The organism is Spiroplasma endosymbiont of Lariophagus distinguendus (assembly GCF_023846195.1).
In the GTDB taxonomy this organism is placed as follows: Bacteria; Bacillota_I; Bacilli_A; order Mycoplasmatales; family VBWQ01; genus Spiroplasma_E.
This window is the reverse complement of sequence record NZ_JALMUW010000079.1, coordinates 1-3308: the sequence shown is the minus strand read 5'-3', so window position 1 is coordinate 3308 and position 3308 is coordinate 1. Positions and strand designations below refer to the sequence as shown.

Sequence of the window (3308 nt, the reverse complement as noted above, 5' to 3'; positions counted from 1 at the left end):
TTACAAAATTCTCTACAACTAATGATTGATGATAGTAATTGGGATATGATGGAAGCACAAGATATGACGATAACTACTTATGATAATCGCTTGTTATCAGCTTTTTTCATTAATAATCATCAATCTAATAAAAATCATAAATGAATAATTGCAACTCATGGTTGACAACAAAATCGCTATAGCATTTTATATTTAGTTAAACATTTTTATGAACAGGGATATAGTATTGTTACTTATGATACAAGAGGTCATGGTAGTAATAATATCCATGATGCAATTACTTTTGGTAATAAAGAAGCAGATGATTTATATGCTGTTATTTTAAGTCTTAATAATTATTTAGCAGAAACAGATTTTAAACAACCTCCTAATATTACTTTAATTGGTAATAGTATGGGTGCCAGTACTGTTTTGGAAACAATATCTCGATTTGATACTGGTAAATTTGGTGTTAAATGTGCAATTTCTGATTGTGGATTTGATAGTTTTAGTCATATTATTAAAATTATGGGTAAACAATACTTTAACCTTCATTGATTTTGATTTTATTATGGTGTTAAATTTTTCTTTAGGTTAAAAGATAAATTTAATATTAATAGTATTGATCCTATTAATAAATTAAAATATTGTTCTTCAATTCCTGTATTATTTATTCATGGTAATGATGATGAAACTGTACCAGCAACAATGGCACAAAAAATGTATGAAGAGAAAATAAATTATGAAGAAGAAACAATAAGTGAATTATTAATTATGCCATCTGCTAAACATATAAGAGCCGTCACTACCGATTATGATACATATTGCAAAACTACTTTAAAATTTGTTAATAAATGAACAAATTTTAAAACCGAAGATAAAGGAGATTAAATTAATAATGATTTATTATATTAATAATAGCAAAGACCCATATTTTAATTTAGCAGCCGAAGAATATTTGATTACTAATCCTTATATAAATGATGAAATCTTATTATTATGACAAAATAATAATACTATTGTTGTTGGTAGAAACCAAAATACAATTGAAGAAATTAATAATGAATATGTGAGAACAAAAAAAGTTAATGTTGTACGAAGATTATCTGGTGGTGGAGCTGTTTATCAAGATTTAGGAAATTTAAATTTTACTTTTATTCTTGATAAAAATAAAGATAATGCTCGTAATTATGGTCTTTTTACAAAACCAATAGTTAATGTTTTACAAAATCTAGGTTTAAATGCTCAATTTAGTGGTAAAAATGATATTTTAGTTGATGATAAAAAAATATCGGGTAATGCCCAATATACATATAAAAATCGAATTTTACATCATGGTACTATTCTTTTTAATGTTGATATGCAAATGTTACCAAAAGTATTAAAACCTGATTTGGATAAATTAAAATCAAAAGGTATTAAATCAGTACAAGCACGAGTAACAAATATTTTACCATTATTAAATCCACCAATAACAATTGAAGAATTTCAAAATTTAATTATTGAACAATTAAAAAGTACAAAAAATACAAAGATTATGGAATTTTCTGAAAAAATGATTGCTGATATTGAATCATTAGCAAATACTAAATATCGAACTTGAGATTGAGTTTATGGTAAATCTCCAGATTTTGATTTAAAACATAAAACACTTTTTCCTAGTAAAGGAACTATTCACGTTTGAATGAATGTTAAGGCAGGAATTATTGAAAATATTAAAATATATGGTGATTTCCTAGGGTCAGCAGGTACTACTAGTTTAGAAAAAAAACTAGAAAAACAAAAATATAATGTAGCAACTATTACTAATATCATTGAAAATGCTAATATTAACGAAATTTTTGGTGAAAATTTTCTTGCTGAAGAAATCATAAAAAGTATCATAAAATAATGAATAAAATTCTTATTTATGATATCCTTACTTTTATAACTAATATTAAAGAGGAAATATGAAGAAATATTTATGGATTTTATTTATAATGTTTATTTTTATAACACCAATTAGCAATGTTATTACATTTTTAGTAAATAATAGTTTTGATCAAACAAATAGTATAAATGATATTCTTTATCCAACACGTGGTTGACCAAAAAAAGATAGAAATCAATTAAATGTTTGACAATTTTTATATCAAGATGCTATTGATAAAGTAGGTAAAACTAATGATAATATTGTTAATGGTTTTAATAATTTTTATCTTGCTGAATTTGATAAATACCGTGATTCAGCAAGTAAAAATGCTGGTAAACCTGGCTATGATGAAATTGGTATACCAACAGCAGATATTAATGATTATATTAATAATAAAATTATTCATTCACAATCAATGCAAATATACATGGCCTTAACATTGCGAACATATTTTATTGAGTTTACTATTAATAAAATTAATGATCCAAGTAGTAATTATATTAATGCAAATGAATATTTAAACTTATGAGTTATGAAGTATTTTGAAGCTGGTTTTTATTTTCAATGAGTAAAAATTTGAATTCAAGATTTAGGTAGAACAATTGAAAAATCAATTGATATTGATTTTTACACTTTTGATAAATATGTGGAACGAAATAATAAAGGTGAATATATGTGAAATAAACCACCCAGTGACAAAACAGTAAAGCCACTATTAATTTTGGATTCTGATATGAAAAAAATGTTTAATCAATTATATGAAGAAATTTTAAATAATAATTTACAAGGAAAATAAAAATGATTATTCTAGAAAATATAAGTAAAAATTATGGTAAAAATCAGGTTTTAAAAAATATTAATTTAGAGATACCTGCTTCACAATCACTTGCTATTTTAGGTGCTAATGGTTCTGGTAAAACTACTTTGGTTGAAATTATTTCACAAGTTTTAAAACCAACATCAGGTAAAGTATTATTTCTTGATGATGTTGGTAAAAAGGTTAGTCGGAAAATTGGTGTTCAATTTCAAGAAGGTTATTGACCAGTTGGTACACGAATTATTGATTTAATTAAATTTTATAAAAATAAAAAAAATATTAAAAGTGAAGAAGGCAAAGGATTAATTGATGTTTTTGAGTTAAATGATATTTTGAAAAAAGAAATTTCTTTACTTTCGGGTGGTCAAAGACAAAGATTTAATTGTTTTTTATCAATTTTAAATGATCCTGAAATTTTAATTTTAGATGAGTTAGTTACAGGTTTAGATTTAAAAATGCAAATTAAACTTGTTAATTTTATTAAGTCATGAAAAGAAATTAAAAAAATTAATTTATTAATTGTTTCACACACACCAGAAGAAGTTGAATTACTTTGTGATCGGGTAGTAATTTTAAAAAATGGTGAAATTTATCAAGGGT

Annotated in this window: 4 protein-coding genes; all 4 read left to right on the top strand. The window is 24.0% G+C overall.

The annotated features are described in order from the left end of the window. Positions 1-870 (top strand): alpha/beta hydrolase (locus tag M0D11_RS05425; RefSeq protein ID WP_252320810.1); only part of this gene is annotated, 870 nt, incomplete at its 5' end. A gap of 7 nt (positions 871-877) precedes the next feature. After that, on the top strand, positions 878-1870 hold the full coding sequence (gene lplA, locus M0D11_RS05420; protein ID WP_252320808.1) for a lipoate--protein ligase: 993 nt from the start codon (positions 878-880) through the stop codon (positions 1868-1870). Positions 1871-1928: 58 nt separating this feature from the next. Then, entirely contained in the window at positions 1929-2687 is a 759-nt protein-coding gene (locus M0D11_RS05415) for a hypothetical protein (RefSeq protein WP_252320806.1), read from the top strand. A gap of 2 nt (positions 2688-2689) precedes the next feature. Then, on the top strand, positions 2690-3308 hold a 619-nt coding region (locus tag M0D11_RS05410), incomplete at its 3' end, for an ATP-binding cassette domain-containing protein (RefSeq protein ID WP_252320804.1).